This window comes from Simiduia aestuariiviva, assembly GCF_014192475.1.
Taxonomy (GTDB): Bacteria; Pseudomonadota; Gammaproteobacteria; order Pseudomonadales; family Cellvibrionaceae; genus Simiduia; species Simiduia aestuariiviva.
Genome location: NZ_JACHXZ010000001.1, coordinates 1,184,448 through 1,200,914, shown reverse-complemented (window position 1 = coordinate 1,200,914; position 16,467 = coordinate 1,184,448). Strand labels below are relative to the sequence as shown.

At 51.7% G+C, this 16,467-nt stretch carries 11 protein-coding genes and 1 pseudogene; 7 read left to right on the top strand and 5 right to left on the bottom strand.

Going from position 1 to position 16,467, the window contains the following annotated elements; all coding sequences use genetic code 11:
• Positions 1-84: 84 nt before the first annotated feature.
• Together FHS30_RS05325 and argF are read left to right on the top strand one after the other, a co-directional pair.
• Complete coding sequence (locus tag FHS30_RS05325; RefSeq protein ID WP_183909027.1) at positions 85-1,263, top strand: acetylornithine transaminase; 1,179 nt, start codon at positions 85-87, stop codon at positions 1,261-1,263.
• 98 nt (positions 1,264-1,361) lie between these two features.
• On the top strand, positions 1,362-2,273 hold the full coding sequence (gene argF, locus FHS30_RS05320) for an ornithine carbamoyltransferase (RefSeq protein WP_183909025.1): 912 nt from the start codon (positions 1,362-1,364) through the stop codon (positions 2,271-2,273).
• Between the two features lie 128 nt (positions 2,274-2,401).
• On the opposite strand, the gene FHS30_RS05315 is transcribed toward argF, so the two are convergent.
• Positions 2,402-2,785: a diacylglycerol kinase gene (locus tag FHS30_RS05315; RefSeq protein WP_183909023.1), complete on the bottom strand. Its 384-nt coding sequence runs from the start codon at positions 2,783-2,785 to the stop codon at positions 2,402-2,404.
• Positions 2,786-3,683: 898 nt separating this feature from the next.
• Here FHS30_RS05315 and FHS30_RS05310 point away from each other — a divergent pair.
• The 3 genes and pseudogenes from FHS30_RS05310 to FHS30_RS05300 all read left to right on the top strand — a co-directional run.
• Positions 3,684-6,572 carry a ribonucleoside-diphosphate reductase subunit alpha gene (locus FHS30_RS05310; protein WP_183909020.1) on the top strand — a complete coding sequence of 963 codons (2,889 nt, stop codon included), beginning with the start codon at positions 3,684-3,686 and terminating at the stop codon, positions 6,570-6,572.
• A 1,223-nt stretch (positions 6,573-7,795) separates the two neighbouring features.
• Positions 7,796-8,380, top strand: a complete 585-nt coding sequence (locus FHS30_RS05305) for a DUF2971 domain-containing protein (RefSeq protein WP_183909018.1) — start codon at positions 7,796-7,798, stop codon at positions 8,378-8,380.
• 121 nt (positions 8,381-8,501) lie between these two features.
• A pseudogene (locus FHS30_RS05300) lies at positions 8,502-9,521 on the top strand (transposase); the annotation flags it as partial.
• A gap of 300 nt (positions 9,522-9,821) precedes the next feature.
• Here FHS30_RS05300 and FHS30_RS05295 read toward each other — a convergent pair.
• Entirely contained in the window at positions 9,822-10,811 is a 990-nt protein-coding gene (locus tag FHS30_RS05295; RefSeq protein ID WP_183909016.1) for a transposase, read from the bottom strand.
• 402 nt (positions 10,812-11,213) lie between these two features.
• Between FHS30_RS05295 and FHS30_RS05290 the strand changes: the two genes are divergently transcribed.
• Positions 11,214-11,675, top strand: coding sequence for a hypothetical protein (locus FHS30_RS05290; protein WP_183909014.1), 462 nt, complete (start codon positions 11,214-11,216; stop codon positions 11,673-11,675).
• Between the two features lie 148 nt (positions 11,676-11,823).
• Here the strand turns inward: FHS30_RS05290 and FHS30_RS05285 are convergent, their stop codons facing one another.
• The 3 genes from FHS30_RS05285 to FHS30_RS05275 all read right to left on the bottom strand — a co-directional run bounded on the left by FHS30_RS05285 (position 11,824) and on the right by FHS30_RS05275 (position 14,018).
• Positions 11,824-12,693 (bottom strand): LysR family transcriptional regulator, encoded by an 870-nt coding sequence (locus tag FHS30_RS05285; protein ID WP_183909012.1) that lies wholly within the window; start codon positions 12,691-12,693, stop codon positions 11,824-11,826.
• A 23-nt stretch (positions 12,694-12,716) separates the two neighbouring features.
• Positions 12,717-13,208, bottom strand: a complete 492-nt coding sequence (locus FHS30_RS05280) for a DUF6841 family protein (protein ID WP_183909010.1) — start codon at positions 13,206-13,208, stop codon at positions 12,717-12,719.
• 225 nt (positions 13,209-13,433) lie between these two features.
• The gene (locus FHS30_RS05275; RefSeq protein ID WP_183909008.1) at positions 13,434-14,018 is read right to left on the bottom strand and encodes a peroxiredoxin family protein; all 585 of its coding nucleotides are present in this window, start codon (positions 14,016-14,018) and stop codon (positions 13,434-13,436) included.
• A 783-nt stretch (positions 14,019-14,801) separates the two neighbouring features.
• Between FHS30_RS05275 and FHS30_RS05270 the strand changes: the two genes are divergently transcribed.
• Positions 14,802-16,424, top strand: coding sequence for an amidohydrolase (locus FHS30_RS05270; protein WP_183909006.1), 1,623 nt, complete (start codon positions 14,802-14,804; stop codon positions 16,422-16,424).
• Positions 16,425-16,467 lie beyond the last annotated feature (43 nt).

Here is a 16,467-nt window from a genome sequence, read left to right as displayed (position 1 = left end):
AATATTCTGCACTTTAGCTATACACAAACCGCAGATTCTGCGGTTTTTTATTTAAAGCCCTTACATATCAAAGGATTAGCGGCGATGACCACAGCGGCATTGATGAACAACTACGGCGACCGAACCTTAACCTTGGTGAAGGGCCGCGGCGCACGCGTGTGGGACGACGCGGGCAACGCCTACTTGGATGGCATTTCAGGCATTGCCGTGTGCGGGCTGGGTCACTGTCACCCCGCCATCACCGAAGCCATCGCCACCCAAGCCGACACCTTGGTGCACACCTCCAATCTGTACAACATTCCCGCGCAAGAAAAACTCGCTGAAAAACTGGTGCAGCTTGCGGGCATGGACAACGCATTTTTCTGTAACTCCGGCACCGAGGCCAACGAAGCGGCGATCAAACTGGCGCGCAAGTGGGGCAATGAACAGGGCAAAACCTGCCCCACCATCGTCGTGATGGAACACAGCTTCCACGGCCGCACCATGGGCGCCCTGTCGGCCACCGGCAACAGCAAAGTGCAAGCGGGCTTTGCGCCCTTAGTAGAAGGTTTTGTGCGCGTGCCCTACGACGATCCCGCAGCGGTGGCCGCGCTCGCCCACAACGATCAAATTGTGGCGGTATTGGTGGAACCCATTCAGGGTGAAGGCGGCGTGCACGTGCCCGCGCCGGATTATTTAAATCAATTGCGCCAGTTGTGTGACGCCCGGGGTTGGCTGCTCATGCTCGACGAAATACAAACGGGCAACGGCCGCACCGGAAAATTTTTCGCCTACCAACACAACGGAATCCTGCCCGATGTGGTCACCACCGCCAAGGGTTTGGGCAACGGCTTTCCCATTGGCGCCTGCCTCGCGCGCGGCGCCGCCGCCAAGGTGCTGCAGGCGGGCAATCACGGCACCACCTTTGGCGGCAATCCGCTGGCCTGCACAGTGGCACTGGCGGTGCTCGACACACTCGAGCGCGAGGGCTGCATCACCTTGGCCGCCAATCGCGGGGCAGAGCTGCTGCAACGCCTGAGCACGGCGGTGGCCGACCTGCCGCAGGTTGTGGATATTCGCGGCAAGGGCCTGATGGTGGGCGTCGAGCTCAACGCACCCTGTGGCGAGTTGGTGGGCCTGGCGCGCGCGCGTGGCCTGCTGCTCAACGTCACCGCCGGCAATACCTTGCGGCTGCTGCCCACGCTCAATATTAACGACGAGGATTTTACCGAGTTGTGCGAGGGCGTGATCGAACTGGTGAAAAACTTTAGCCCCGCCGCCTGAATTCGCGGGCCAAGGCACACAGAGGTCGGCCCACAACACGCTCTGGCGCAGGATTGCCTGCGCCCGGAGAGTCACACACAAAACTAGAAACTAAGACCATGAGTTGCAGACATTTTTTATCACTGGACGACCTCAGCACCGAGGAACTTAACCACGTTATTGCGCACGCCTCAGAGCTGCGCACCTTGCACCGCGAAGGTAAGGGACCGCGCCCACTGACAGGCAAAGTGCTGGGCATGATTTTCGAAAAATCCTCCACCCGCACCCGCGTGTCATTTGAAGCGGGCATGGCGCAATTGGGCGGCAGCGCCATTTTTCTATCGCCACGGGACACCCAGCTGGGGCGCGGCGAACCCATCGAAGACACCGCGCGCGTGCTCTCGCGCATGGTGGACATCGTTATGATTCGCACCTTTGCCCACGAGGGCTTGGAGCGCTTTGCGCAGTATTCGTCGGTGCCGGTTATCAACGCTCTCACCGACAAACTGCACCCCTGTCAGCTGCTCGCCGACGTGCAAACCTTCACCGAACACCGCGGCCCCATTGCCGGCAAAACCGTGGCCTGGGTGGGCGATGGCAACAACATGTGCCAGTCCTACATCAATGCCGCGCTAAAGTTTGGCTTCACCTTGCACATCGCCTGCCCACCGGGCTATGAACCCAACGCCGAATTTCTCGCCAACGCGGGCAATCAGGTGCAAATTTTTAACGACCCCACCGCGGCCGTGGCCGGTGCGCACATGGTCACCACCGATGTGTGGGCCTCAATGGGCCAAGAGGAAGAACAACAGATTCGCATGCGCGCCTTCAAAGACTTTAAGGTTGACCACGCGCTCATGGCCAAGGCCGCCAGCGACGCCATCTTTTTGCACTGCCTGCCCGCGCACAGAGAAGAGGAAGTGTCTGCGGAATTACTGGAAGACCCGCACATCAGCAAAGTGTGGGACCAAGCCGAAAACCGCATGCACGCGCAAAAGGCATTAATGTTATTTTTATTGGGCAGCCGCTAGCGCCTCGCGCTGGCCACTGGCCACTGGCCACTGGCATTTAACAGGCACTCAAACAGGCAACGAACTGGGCGCGACAGTGACCGTCGCGCTCACGGCCACTCCCACAGTGTGTTCCTTTGCCTTTACCGCTACCAAAAATAGCGCTCGCCGACGATCAACACCCAGGTAAAAATGGCAATGGTCAAGGTGGTGAACACCGCCGCCGATCCCGCGTCTTTGGCCTTGCCCGACAGGGCGTGGTGCTGCAGCCCCACGCGGTCCACCACCGCCTCCAAGGCACTGTTGATCAACTCCACCACCAACACCAACAACACGGCGGCAATCAGCAGCACCCGCTCGACGGTGGTGACATCCAGCCACACCGCCAGAGGCAAGAGCACCGCAGCCAACAGCGCCTCCTCGCGAAATGCCGCCTCGGTTTGCCAGCTCGCCTTAAAGCCCTGCCACGAATAACGCGTCGCTTTGACAATGCGCGCGACACCCTGCTGCGACCCTTTCCGTTCATTTTCCACGCGATATTTCCCTCTTACCCACCAAACTCGCCCCAATGACACCCAAGCCAAAGGGCACCTCGGCAGTGGCCAATTGTCATAGAACAAAAAGGTATAACTATACACGACGGGTGCCCACAGGGGCTGCCAAAACACCAACGCCTGCCTCGCCGGCACTGGCCGATTAGTGGTTACTGACCTCCTCAATTACCCACATTTTATCCACAAGCTACCCCCAGCACAGTGAGCTTGCATTACGCCCTAAACCGCATTATCTTGTACCGCAATTCAGGCAAACCCCAATATATAGGGCTAAGTGATCTGGTGCGGCCTACTAGGCCAAGCGGTTCATGGCAACCCTTGCGCCCCGTGCGCAGCGTTGAGGGCCAGCCAACCAGCTGTTCGTGTGTCGCGCCGAGCCAATGACGGTTTAGCGCCCTTTGTGAGCAAACTGAGTTCGAATAATCTTTGCCGCGCAGAGGGACACGCACCAACAACGAAGGACTGGGGACGTTCATGGCAGATGCGTTTTTGACCCAAGCGAGACATTTTCAGGCGCTAGCCCACCCGCACTGGCCCGTCGGCATGCTTTTGCCCGATGGCAGCTGCCTGCGGTTCGGTCATTCGCGTCGGTAACTGTGCAGAACGGCCCAGAACGCCAGCAACCTGGCCCCAAGGCCCGCCCATCAAGTGCCAGTGGCCATGGTAAACGTGGGAAGCATGGCAAGCCCGTAACGCTCGGGAACAGATGGCCCAGAGCGGATGCACCAAAACAGACGATAAAGCACAGACGATTTAGCACAAATAAATAAGCACCAATTAATTAAGTACACACAGACCTAACGTAATTTTTACAACACAGTAGATAGCCCCGGGCCAGCCCACGGGTTACCCACTCACCAGAAACGCGGAGACGTTCATGCACACCGAGACCGACACCAGCGCCAGCCAACCTGCTGCTGCACCAACCACCACCAGCCAGTCTACCGTCAGCGCCACGGCGCCCGGCAAGATTCGCGTCATTAAGCGCAACGGCACCGTGGTGCCCTTCGATACCTCCAAAATCGAAGTGGCGGTCACCAAGGCCTTTTTGGCCGTTGAAGGCGGCACTGCCGCGGCCTCTTCGCGCATCCGCGAATCGGTAAAGAGCCTCACCCAAATGGTGGCGGCTGTTTTTACCCGTCGCATGCCCTCGGGCGGCACCATCCACATTGAAGAGATTCAAGATCAGGTCGAGCTGGCGCTGATGCGCTCCGGGGATCACAAGGTGGCGCGCGACTATGTTCTATACCGCGAAGAACACGCCCGCGCCCGCGCCGCTAAAAAGCCCGCCGGTGATGCCGCGGCCGACACGCAGTTGCCAAGCATCAATGTCACCCTGCCCGACGGCACCAAAGCACCGCTGGATATGATCCGCATTCGCACCGTGGTGAGCGAAGCCTGTGCTGGCCTAAAAGACGTGAGCGATCAGGAAATTCTGGACGAGGCCCTGCGCAACCTCTACGACGGCGTGACCCTCGAAGACGTCAACACCTCACTGGTGATCACCGCCCGCACGCTGGTGGAAAAAGAGCCCAACTACACCTACGCCACCGCCCGCCTGCTGTGCGACAAGCTGCGCGCCGAGGCCCTGACCTTCTTAGGTGTGGCCACCTCCGCCACCCAGCACGACATGGAGCACCTCTACGCCGCCGCCCTGCCCGCCTACATCAAGCGCGGCATCGAGCTGGAGCTGATCAACCCGGAACTGGCCACCTTTGATATCGACGCACTGGGTAAAGCCATCATCGCCGAGCGCGATTTGCAGTTCACCTACCTGGGCCTGCAAACCCTGTACGACCGCTACTTCATTCACTCCAACGGCACCCGCTTCGAATTGCCGCAGCTGTTTTTCATGCGCGTCGCCATGGGCTTGGCCATTGAAGAAGAAAACAAAAACGAGCGCGCCATCGAGTTCTACCGCTTGCTGTCCTCCTTCGACTACATGAGCTCAACGCCCACGCTGTTTAACGCCGGCACCCTGCGCCCACAGTTGTCGTCTTGCTACCTGACCACCATTCCCGACGACCTGCACGGCATCTACGGCGCCATTCAAGACAACGCCATGCTGTCAAAATTCGCCGGCGGTCTGGGCAACGACTGGACCCCCGTGCGTTCACTGGGCGCCTACATCAAAGGCACCAACGGCAAGTCCCAAGGTGTAGTGCCCTTCTTGAAAGTGGCCAACGACACCGCCGTGGCCGTGAACCAGGGCGGCAAGCGCAAGGGCGCCGTGTGTGCCTACCTCGAAACCTGGCACATGGATATCGAAGAATTCCTTGAGCTGCGCAAAAACACCGGTGACGATCGCCGCCGCACCCACGACATGAACACCGCCAACTGGGTGCCCGACTTGTTCATGAAGCGCGTGTTTGAAGACAAGCAGTGGACCCTGTTCTCGCCCAACGACGTGCCCGATTTGCACGACCTGTTTGGCCAGGCCTTCCAAGACCGCTACGAGCACTACGAGCAACTGGCAGCCGAAGGCAAGATGCGCCTGTACAAAACCGTGAAAGCGGCCGACCTGTGGCGCAAAATGCTGGGCATGCTGTTTGAAACCGGCCACCCCTGGATCACCTTTAAAGACGCCTGTAACTTGCGCAGCCCGCAACAGCACGTAGGCGTGGTGCACTCCTCTAACCTGTGTACAGAAATTACCTTGAACACCAAGGCCGACGAAGAAATCGCCGTGTGTAACTTGGGTTCCGTGAACCTCAAGCAACACATCGTGAACGGCAAGTTGGATCTAGAAAAACTGCGCGCCACCGTGCGCACCGCCGTGCGCATGCTGGATAACGTTATCGACATCAACTACTACAGCGTCGATACCGCCAAGCAATCCAACGCCCGCCACCGCCCCGTGGGTCTCGGCCTGATGGGCTTCCAAGACGCCCTGTACGAGCAGCGCATTCCCTACGGCAGCGACGCCGCGGTGGAATTCGCCGACACCTCCATGGAGGCCATCAGCTACTACGCCATCGAGGCCTCCAGCGAGCTGGCCGTCGAGCGCGGCGCCTACTCGTCGTTCAAAGGTTCACTGTGGGATCAAGGCATTCTGCCCATCGACTCCATCGAACTGCTGGTGAAAAACCGTGGCGAACAGTTCATTGAAGTGGATCGCAGCCAGCGTTTAGATTGGAACAGCCTGCGCGCCAAAGTGCAGCAAGACGGCATGCGCAACTCCAACGTCATGGCCATCGCACCCACTGCCACCATCGCCAACATCACCGGCGTGTCGCAGTCCATCGAGCCCACGTATCAGAACTTGTACGTGAAATCGAACCTGTCGGGCGAGTTCACCGTGGTCAACCCACATCTGGTGCACGATCTAAAAGATCGCGGCCTGTGGGACTCGGTGATGGTTAACGACCTGAAATACTACGAGGGCTCCGTGCAGCAAATCGATCGCATCCCCGACGATTTAAAGCAGCTCTACTCCAACGCCTTCGAAGTGGAACCCCGCTGGATCGTAGACGCCGCCAGCCGCCGCCAAAAGTGGTTGGATCAAGCCCAAAGCTTGAACCTCTACATCGCCGGCGCCTCGGGCAAGAAGCTGGATCTGACCTACCGCATGGCGTGGTTCCGTGGCTTAAAAACCACCTACTACCTGCGCGCCTTGGCGGCCACGTCTACCGAAAAGTCTACTGTGACTCAGGGCACCCTGAATAAGGTGGCTTCCGGTGGTGATGCGCCCATGCAGGCGAGTGGGCCAGCGGCAGTGCCGAAGGCGTGCTCGATTGATGAGCCGGATTGTGAGGCTTGTCAGTAAGTTTTTTGATCTACAAAAAGCCGCGCTTTTGTGCGGCTTTTTTGTGGGCGAAGGGTTTGTCGTTTAAATCTACATTGCTGTTTTTGGGGTCAGGTGGCACCGAGGTCCATGGCGGAACGCCGCTCAAATGGCCATCCTTGGCCATTTGCCCTGCTTAATTTGGCTTCCGTTCACCGCTGCGCAAGGGGGTTGGGTGCTATGACTGAGCGATTGGTGGAAAGCAGGCTTAAAAATAATTTAAAAGGTCAGTGCTGATATATGCCTCGGGGGCGTGAAACTTTACGCCCACCGGAATAGCACTGCTGTAACTTATTGACTTTATTGGGAAACCTGCAAGTATAAGTTTTTCGCTTTCTGGGATATATGCCTCGTGGGCGCAATATATTACGCCTCCGAGGCATTGAATAAGGCTGTTATGAGGTAATTGAATCCTATGATCGGTGAAACTTTAGCGTTATTAGCTTTAGCTAGTTTCGTCATTATGGTGATTCTCCTTTTTGTTTGGGGCCGGAAGTTATCGAGCCTGTTTGAGTATTTAAAGGCTCACTGTCCAAGTGACTTTAAAGCTTTGGGAAACCCTCATTTGGTTGGAAATAACACACCAACTCATACTGTTAAATTTATAAAGTATATCCATCGTGGTCAGCATAGTGACTCCACTGTAGAGCAATATCGAGTCTTTTTATTGAAACTGTTTTGGTTATATTTTACTCTGTTCGTGTATTTAATCAGCTACACACTTGTGTCAGCTTTCCACTCATAACAAGGCGCTCAAATCCGACGCCGAAAGAGCCGGCGCGGTTTAGCGCGGCGTTAGGCAGGCTATGAGTTTCTGGAAACATTTCATAATTGGACATTCTTTATGGATATTTTTGCCTAGCATTTGGTTCATAGTAGTCTTATTTATATTTTACCAAATGCCTCTAAATATTCTGCAAGAGTACTCAGATCTTAAATTCTGGTCGATGGTGACTTTGCTTAACCCCCCGAGTTTAATAATTTTCTTGTCAAGTTTTTGGTTTGATAAAAAAGTCCCAATAAAGTGTGAAAAATGTAGAAGGATGACGTTTTTCTGTGTACTTAGAAGCACGGCTAGAACTAAGTATGAGTGCAGTTGGTGTCAGCATGAGCGGTCAGTTCCGCGATAATTAATTAGTTGCCTAACAATCGCTTGCAGCCGACAAGCGGCTGAAGCGGGCGTTACACGTACTAGGGAGAGCTAGGTGCTACTTTATAAGTATCGAGGGATTCAGGGTTTTAGATTTTTCACTGACATAATCCTGAAGAATAGACTTTATGCAGCTCCATATTTTGATCTCAATGATCCAATGGAAGGTCGATATTTGTATAGTCAAAGCGATGGAAAAATTGACGAAGATATGGCTCGTGTATTGAAAGGTGAGAAAGACAAAATACGAGTTTGTTCATTATCCAGAGATCCAAATAATGAATTAATGTGGTCGCATTATGCAGAGGGTCACAAAGGTGTAGCTATCGGAGTTGAAATCAACTCTCCAAAATATACGGTCCGCCCCATTATATATGATGGATTACATCGTATAGGCCGAAACAATTTTAATGCCGGTTCTGCCATTGATATTCTTAGTCACAAACTCGACGTTTGGGAGTATGAAGCGGAAGAACGGATTTTTACGCCAAATAAGCAGTATGTTGATGTTGAGATTAAACAAATTATCTGTGGTAGTAGAATGAGTACTCAAGATAAAGGGTTTATTACCGAGCTTGTAGAGAAAATTAACCCTTCTATAGAAATAATTAATGCACGTACAAACTCAGCGTACGTGTAACAAGGCCAGTCAGCAGGACGCAGCAAAGCTGCGCCTCTGCTGGCGGCGTTGAGGCTGTAGAAAAACTCCCAAAAAACGACGTTTTTTGATAAAATTCGGCATCGCTAAAGGGAATTCAGCCATGCCAAACTTCAAGAAGTATTCCTACGATCAAACCGCGATGGTTGTGGTCAACTTCAAAGATCAACTTCGGCCAAACACCTTCGAATTTACCCTGCATCATTTGATAGAAGATCATATCGATCTATCTGCGTTTTACGACAAATACAAAAATGAAGCTGGTGGGCGTACCGCCTATGATCCAGCCATTCTATTGAAAGTGATTCTTTTTGCTTACTACAAAGGTGTGCGATCGAGTCGCGATATTCAGTGGGAATGTGAAAACAACATCATCTTTAAGGCGCTGTCTTGTGACACGGTGCCGTACTTTACCAGTATCGCCGGTTTTGTCAGTAGCTACCCAGACGCGATCGAGTCGGTCTTTGAGCAAATCCTCTTGGTGTGCGATGAGCAGGGATTGCTGGGCCATGAACTGATTGCCATTGATGGTTGTAAGATGTCATCCAATGCCGCCAAAGAACATTCCGGAACCCTAGACGAGCTAGCGCTCAAGCTCGACAAAATTCAGCGTCAAATTAAGCAGTGTATGAAGGAACACAAACGCTTGGATAAGCGAAAACCGAAAGAGCGTGAGCGAAAGGAGCAGCTTGAACAAAGCATAGACACCTTGGCAAAACACGCTGAGCGGATACAAAACTTCCTAAAGACAGCAGCTCCAAGGATGGGGCAAGCTAAGCGGCCAAAAGAGATCAAGAGCAATATCACTGATAATGAATCGGGGAAAATGCTCACCAGCAAGGGCACTATCCAGGGCTACAACGGTGTGGCAGCAGTGGATAAAAAGCACCAGATTATCATTGAGGCTCAAGCTTTTGGCGAAGGGCAGGAACACCATACGCTAAAGCCTATTCTTGATGAAATTAAGCTGCGCTATAAAAGAACAGGCATCAGTGATGACATTCTCGCAGACCAGATTATTGTCACCGCCGATACGGGCTTTGCTAATGAGGCTAATTATGAGTACCTAAAAGCAGACGGCATCAATGCCTACATACCTGACAATCAGTTCCGCTCTCGTGAATAAAAAGGACAGCCACCATAGTAAAGCAGCCTGCGATTTTTCTAAGCTCGACTGCTCGATAGAAATCTAAGTGGGATAGGATCTTTCAATACGGTTTTAAATGCCAAATATCGATACAAAACAAAAAGGACAGCCACGATAGTAAAATAGCCTGCGATTTTTCTAAGCTCAACATTCTCGATAGAAATCTAAGTGGGACAATATCTTTCAATACAATTTTAAATGCCAAATATCGATACTAGAGGCACTAGCACGCCCTGCCGAGAGCAGCTAAGGAAATTAGCAGCAGATATGAGCGGTTTAATTTAAAAGTCGACAGCTACCCAGCCCGGGGGTGCGTTGATAGCCTAATTTTTTACAGGCTTGCTTGAGTTTATAAACGCCGCCCACCAAACCCTTGAACCGGCTTTCAAATTGCGTGGCGCTGTAGAGCCAGTGCTTTGGATCTATAGCTAGCCGCTCCAAAATGGGTGGCAATTCTGCTGAGATGGCACCGCGCTTATTGGCGCGTACTTGTTTACCGGTCCAGTCCAGCAGCTCTAGATAGTCCGTCAACCGAAACGGCAGCCCCGCGGGCATATCTTGCCTTGGGTTGCCGACAAAGGGTCTAAGTGACCGGGCTTGTTGCTGCGAATGATTGGGGTTGTGAGCGCGTTTAGCTTTGTGAATGCGGCGTTGTGCACTGGTGTAGTGGGATTGCTCCGGGGTTTTCGCCATTTTGGCGCGAATGGGATTGAGGTCAACATAGGCCATACAGGCGGTCAAGGCTTTTTCATCCAACAGGGCCTGGGATTTAAAGCGGCCTTCCCAGAAGCGTCCGGTACAGTTGTCCTCCGCATTGGCCTCGCGGGCGATAGGCTCGTTAATTTGCCGCATAAACCAGCTGATATCCGCCAGTCGACTGCGCCAAACAGAAACGCAATTGTCTAGCACACCTCGCTCAGCACATGATAGCGGCTCACCCCGCATAAATCGTTGGCTGAACAGGTTGCCTTTAAATAGCCGATGCCAGCGTTCAATCACTTCTTCTGTGGTCCAAACCTCGGATTGCGCCTTGTCTATCTCCAATACCAAATGGTAGTGGTTTGACATGACGGCATAGGCACACACGTGAATGGCGAAAATGTGAGGCAACGCCAGAATTTTTTCTTCAATCCATTGCCGCCGGTGTTCGAAGTTATTACCCTGCTTATCAATCCCGCACAGAAAACTTCGGCGAACGCAGCGCGATACGATATGGTAGTAAGGGGTTGTGGCAGCGTCGATGAGATGTTTGCGCGGTTTTGTCATCCTTGATCACCGGTTGGTCTTTAGTTTCTTTATACACGGAAGTCCGCGTGTCGCCCACGGTAATTAAGTATGGATTGTATGTTTTTTATTGGTTACATTTTATTAGTGTGGCTGTCCCCGCACTTTCTTGCAGCGTTGATGAGATGTTTGCGCGGTTTTGTCATCCTTGATCACCGGTTGGGCTTTAGTTTCTTTATACACGGAAGTCCGCATGTCGCCCACGGTAATTAAGTATGGATTGTATGTTTTTTATTGGTTACATTTTATTAGTGTGGCTGTCCCCGCACTTTCTTAGTGTGGCTGTCCCCGCACTTTCTTAGTGTGGCTGTCCCCGCACTTTCTTAGTGTGGCTGTCCCCGCACTTTTACTTATCATATGAAGAAAGTCTTATTGAGTATAACTATGCGTTCCAATCATTTTTTGCGAATATTATTAGGATATTTTTCTATAACCCTGCTTGCATTGGGGTGCCAAGGTCGAGAAACGAGCACAATAACTATTGACGGTTGCGCTATAGCGGTGCCATATGACTTAGAGAAGTCCGAGAAGCTTGAAAGTCTTTCCTACTATAGATTTTCCAACTCAGAAGAGATATTAGATTTGGCGGCGGGTAAAGTCGAGTCAATTTTAGAAAGCACTGGAGCCGATAAGTTGGTAGATATAACAGCTAAGGATATTGAGTTTAAAGATGGATTGGAGATTTCAATATTTCCAGCTAAGAAACTGTACGATGTTGATTTACTCTATTTGACATTCAAGTTGGGCGGCTATGATTTTCTAGTAAATGCTTCAAACAAAGCTTTGGGGATGTCCTTAATTGAAAATTTGCTCAAGTCATGGGAGAAAAATTGCGAAATTCGGTAGGTAATCCGGGGACACTTTATTTATAGGTTTGGGGGTCGAGGTTTGGTGGTCAGTATAATAATTATCAAAATAATTGGTGCCAGATAAGAATCTAGGCACGTAAAATTGTGTAAATTCCTATCTGATCCAAATTTCTAATGAATACAAGCTAAATATTCCCTTCAATCACTTGTCGTTTCTGCTTCAGAGCAGATACCAAAGCCTGAATCAGCCGCTTGATTCTGGGCAGACCGATGAAGTCTGGATGGGTTAACACCCACACGTCCTGAAACGGCGTGTCGGAGGCTTTGTGTAGGGGAACCAGGTCGGGAAAATGACTTGCAATGTAGTTTGCACCGCGAATCATACCGTGGCCACTGGCGGCCGCTTGGTGCCGGGCGGTTATGTCATCAATAGATAAATGGCATGGCGCTTCGGGATAAGGTGAGTCGGCAATCCAAGCATTATGTTCGGGCCCTACCTGAGCGGTGATCCATTGCAGGTCCCGACGCGCTGTGTTGTTGAGGTAATCTTGATTTGCATAGTAGTTCACACCAATAGGAAACAGCCGATGGCCCACCAAGTGCTCCGCCGGATGATTCGACACTCTGATAACGACATGGGCCTCAGATAAATTAAGATCAGCAAGCTTGAACGACGATTGCACCGTCAGCTTGATGCCGGGGTGTTCTCGACGGAAACCGTTAATGTCATCAAGCAGCAAAAATTGAAGGAACGGCGGCGGCAGAGATAATTTAATCTCGCCAGCCAGCTCAATCTGGCTGGCCGCATACAAACGCTCATCTTCAAGAATAAGGCTTTCTAATTTCTCTGCCGTTTCAGACAGGGCGAGTCCGAGCTCGGATAACCGATAGCTGGCACCGGTTTGCTCTATCAACTTGCTGGCGTATTTTTGATTGATGGTTGTGCATCGACGCTGAACCGTAGAATGGTTCACGCCGAGGCTTTTTGCTGCGGCGCGCAATGAAGTGCTGCGTTGTATTGCCAATAGAACCCGGTAATCATCCCAATTGATCATCTAGCAACCGTACTGTGAAAAAATCAGCGATAGTCTGGGTTGTGAACCGCAAAGGCCGTGATGCGCCATTGGTCTTTTATTTTGTTTAGAAAGTAGGTGGCACCCACCCGGCTGACGGTTTCACCGTTGTCGTTGTAACGCACTGCGACATTACTTGCCAGCGCTAGATTGCCATCCAACAAGGTAATGTCGATGCTTTCCCAGGTAACCGATTTTACCCCTTGAGACTTCAGTGAGTCTAAAAAAACGGTCACTTGTCGGTTCATTTCATCTGATGTAACACTCGTTGCGTCCCTCGCAGACGACATCACTATTAAATTGTCGGCGTAGAGGTCGGGCTTATTCGGTAGCGCGCCCCGGGTAATGTAATGATTGTATTTACTCATGTAGCCACGAAAAAGCTGCGTGATCTCGGTTTCCGCTTTTGCGGTGGGTTCATCGGTGCTGGCAGTGGCAGCCAGGGGAAGTAGCGCGATGATCCAAAGTAAATAGCCCAGCCGTTGTCCCGTGTTCATGGTTGATTCCTAATTATTTGTGTTTGAACGGTAATGGTTGCGCCAAGTCTACCAATATAGATTTGGTTGCGGTTGGATTGTTTTCTATGGTGTATGGTGCGTATATGCACCACCGCAGGCGGGATCGATGGATCAAATCGATGGATCATATCGATGGAAGGGATCAAAGAGACGGGTCAAAGGGTCAACCTGCCCCCCTGCTCCAACCCCATGAACCCTAGTTACTCATTTGGCCACACTTGCAAGGGCGCCCGCTGTAATTGAAATGCGGCTCCGCCCTTCGTTAATGAAACTCTGAATCTCAGCCAGTGGCAGGTGATCACTGGTATTGCTGCCATACCATGCGTGCTCTAACACACCGGCCTCATTAAATAGAAAATCTGCTGGCACCAGCGTCACGTGCGGATTGTTGCTGGGTTTCGCGCCCAACCAAAAGCCTTTCACAATGCGGGGTAGCTTTAACAGCAGCGCTTTTAAGAGCGCGGCGCCCGAGGTTTCTACACCGAAGTGGTTGTACAGTTGTAAATTGGGGTCTGCGAGAATGGTAAACGGCCGAGGATGCTGGGCCACAAAGCGGCGCACCTGGCTACTGGTATCACTGAATACCGCCACGACCTCCAGATTTTGCTCTTTCCAGCGTTGGTAGTTCTGGGTAATTTCATACACGCGCAAGTGGCAGAAGGGGCAGGCTGCGTCACGAAAAAACGCCAATAACACGCGCTTGCCCCTCAATCTCTTAAGGCTAAAGCTATTGCCGTAAATATCTTTAGCACTAAAGCCCATGTTTTGGCTTGGTGTGTTAATACGCATGAGCACCCCTAATGTGTTCTGTTGTTATGCATGTTTTAAGTGCTACGGGACACTGCCACTATTGGATGACTTAGACGCCAAATAATTTTGTAGCTATCAGAATTAGAAGGTTGAACACAGCCTAAGCAGCTCCGCTGGATAATCTGCATTGCGACGAATCCACGCCTTAGGCGCCCTTCCGGAGCGGCCATTCAGCGGGTTGGATTTGGATGGTCAATTGGGCAGAACGCCCTGTTTCCGGCCCTTTGGCTACTGCCAGTAGGGTATTCGCTGATCCCTATGCATAGGGCAAGCTCAGCCATAAATTTCGCCGATGTGCATGGGGCAGAATGGGTGGTCTTTCAGTAACGCTGTAAGCGCGTGCTCTAGGCTACGCGTCGTCTGGTTTATATGATCGCGCCTAACATCGCGCTGGTTAGCACACCCCGCCTCCCCTGCGCTCCCGCTCTTTGGCCTCACTTAAAAGAATATCCAAGCTACGCTGCGCAAATACCTCTGACTCATCGCCGCCTCTCAGCCCTTTAGCACTCAATAAACCGCACCGTTTTGTTACTCCTGGCAAATAGATGCTAATCTGACGTAATCTCGGGCACATCGGCCGGAGCCGAGATAGCAGACCCACTGGAATAATCGCAGCGTTATGCCCAACCGCCACCTAAAAAAAGAGCGTTAACATTGAGCTAGTCAGGTGATTACACGCCGCTATTCCCAATAACACCAATAACACCAATAACACCAATAACACCAATAACACCAATAACAATAGAAACAAGGAAACGTTACATGCGAGCCATTGTGTGGTTTATTTTAGGTTTAAACGCAACGCTATTCATTTCCTCTGCGCAGTCAGACACCCATCCAGCCGACCTTATTATTACCAACGGTAGCCTTTTTGTGTCCGGCGAAGTCCATCCAACACACGATAGCATTGCCATACACAACGGCATCATCGTTGGCGTGTTCGAGAACAAAGATATTCAGCAATATACATCCGCAATGACGCGCATCATTGACGTAGAGAGTAAGCTGGTTATCCCCGGAATTATCGATGCACACCATCACTCGATAATGAGCCCAGGGAATATAAAAAGGCTGTCCTTTGACACGCTCAACCCAACCAAACACCAAGTAGCAACGGCCATCAAAGATGCCGTGGCCAAAACTGCTAAGGGCACGTGGCTATACGTGAGCATTGGTGGGCGTGTAATCGATGACGCCAGCATCAACGCCGCCTTTCTAGACGCACTCGCCCCACAGCACCCCGTCTGGCTAGCAACTTACTATGGCCATGGCGATGTCATGAATTCGCTGGCAATGAACGGGTTAAACATAGGCGCGCTACCCGAAGCAAATGATGGTGGGTTTTATGAACAAGACACTAAGGGGGCGTTAACTGGGCGTCTGTATGAATATGCGCACTGGGTGCCGAAAGCCACCATGGTTAACCAACTGAGCGATGAAGTAATTATCGACCAGCTCAAAACACAGGCAGAGCGCGCCATAAAATTCGGCATCACCAGTTGGCACGATATGCCAATGCTGAAATTCGACCGATACCTTCAATTACTAGAACAAGCCAAGCTGCCGGTGCGAGTGACGGCAATCCCCATGCCTCACATCTCGGTAGCCAAGAATACATACTTACCCAGTGCGAAAACTATCAACCCCAAAATTATTGTACAAGGCGAAAAATGGATTCTTGATGGCACGCCCATCGAGCGCGGTGCCGCACTTAGCGTTGACTATCTCGATCAACCCAACTGGCGTGGGCGCATCAATTTTAGTGCCGACTATATCGGCAAACTATTGGATGGTGTCATCGAGCGAAATTCGCAACCCCTATTTCACATCTCCGGCGACAGAACCTTAGCTACCTTACTGACTGAAATGGAAAAGCGCGACGTCAATTGGCCTGATTACAGGGTAAGAATTGAACACGGCGATGGTTTCAACGCAGCGCTACTGCAGCGCGCTAAAAAGCAAGGCATTATTGTTGTGCAAAATCCCTCGCACTTTATGAATAAAGCCATTGGCACTCAGCGTTTGCCCAAAAACCACCCTTTCATGTACTTCAAGACCTTAATCGACCATAACATTGCGCTAGCTATTGGCTCTGATGGGCCAATGAACCCCTATTTAAATATGATGTTCGCGCGTATCCACGCAGCCCGCCCCGAAGAAGGCATAGACGTCGCCTCCGCCCTACAACTTTATACCTCCGGTTCCGCCTATGCCGGCAAACAAGAAGCTCAACTGGGGCAAATTAAAACCGGCATGCAAGCAGACTTGGCCGTACTCTCCCAAAATATACTTGAAGTACCACTAGAGGAATTGCCAAATACCACCAGTGTATTAACAATCGTCAACGGCGAAATCGCCTACGTAGATGACGACAAACTAAATTAGTGGCTGAAAATCCATGCACCAGCTGCCTTGAGCCTCACCTACT

Bases quoted from the DNA above. Each gene is read 5' to 3' on its own strand.
- FHS30_RS05325 (WP_183909027.1), top strand. From the start codon at position 85: ATGACCACAGCGGCATTGATGAACAACTACGGCGACCGAACCTTAACC.
- argF (WP_183909025.1), top strand. From the start codon at position 1,362: ATGAGTTGCAGACATTTTTTATCACTGGACGACCTCAGCACCGAGGAA.
- FHS30_RS05310 (WP_183909020.1), top strand. From the start codon at position 3,684: ATGCACACCGAGACCGACACCAGCGCCAGCCAACCTGCTGCTGCACCA.
- FHS30_RS05295 (WP_183909016.1), bottom strand. From the start codon at position 10,811: ATGACAAAACCGCGCAAACATCTCATCGACGCTGCCACAACCCCTTAC.
- FHS30_RS05290 (WP_183909014.1), top strand. From the start codon at position 11,214: ATGCGTTCCAATCATTTTTTGCGAATATTATTAGGATATTTTTCTATA.
- FHS30_RS05285 (WP_183909012.1), bottom strand. From the start codon at position 12,693: ATGATCAATTGGGATGATTACCGGGTTCTATTGGCAATACAACGCAGC.
- FHS30_RS05280 (WP_183909010.1), bottom strand. From the start codon at position 13,208: ATGAACACGGGACAACGGCTGGGCTATTTACTTTGGATCATCGCGCTA.
- FHS30_RS05275 (WP_183909008.1), bottom strand. From the start codon at position 14,018: ATGCGTATTAACACACCAAGCCAAAACATGGGCTTTAGTGCTAAAGAT.
- FHS30_RS05270 (WP_183909006.1), top strand. From the start codon at position 14,802: ATGCGAGCCATTGTGTGGTTTATTTTAGGTTTAAACGCAACGCTATTC.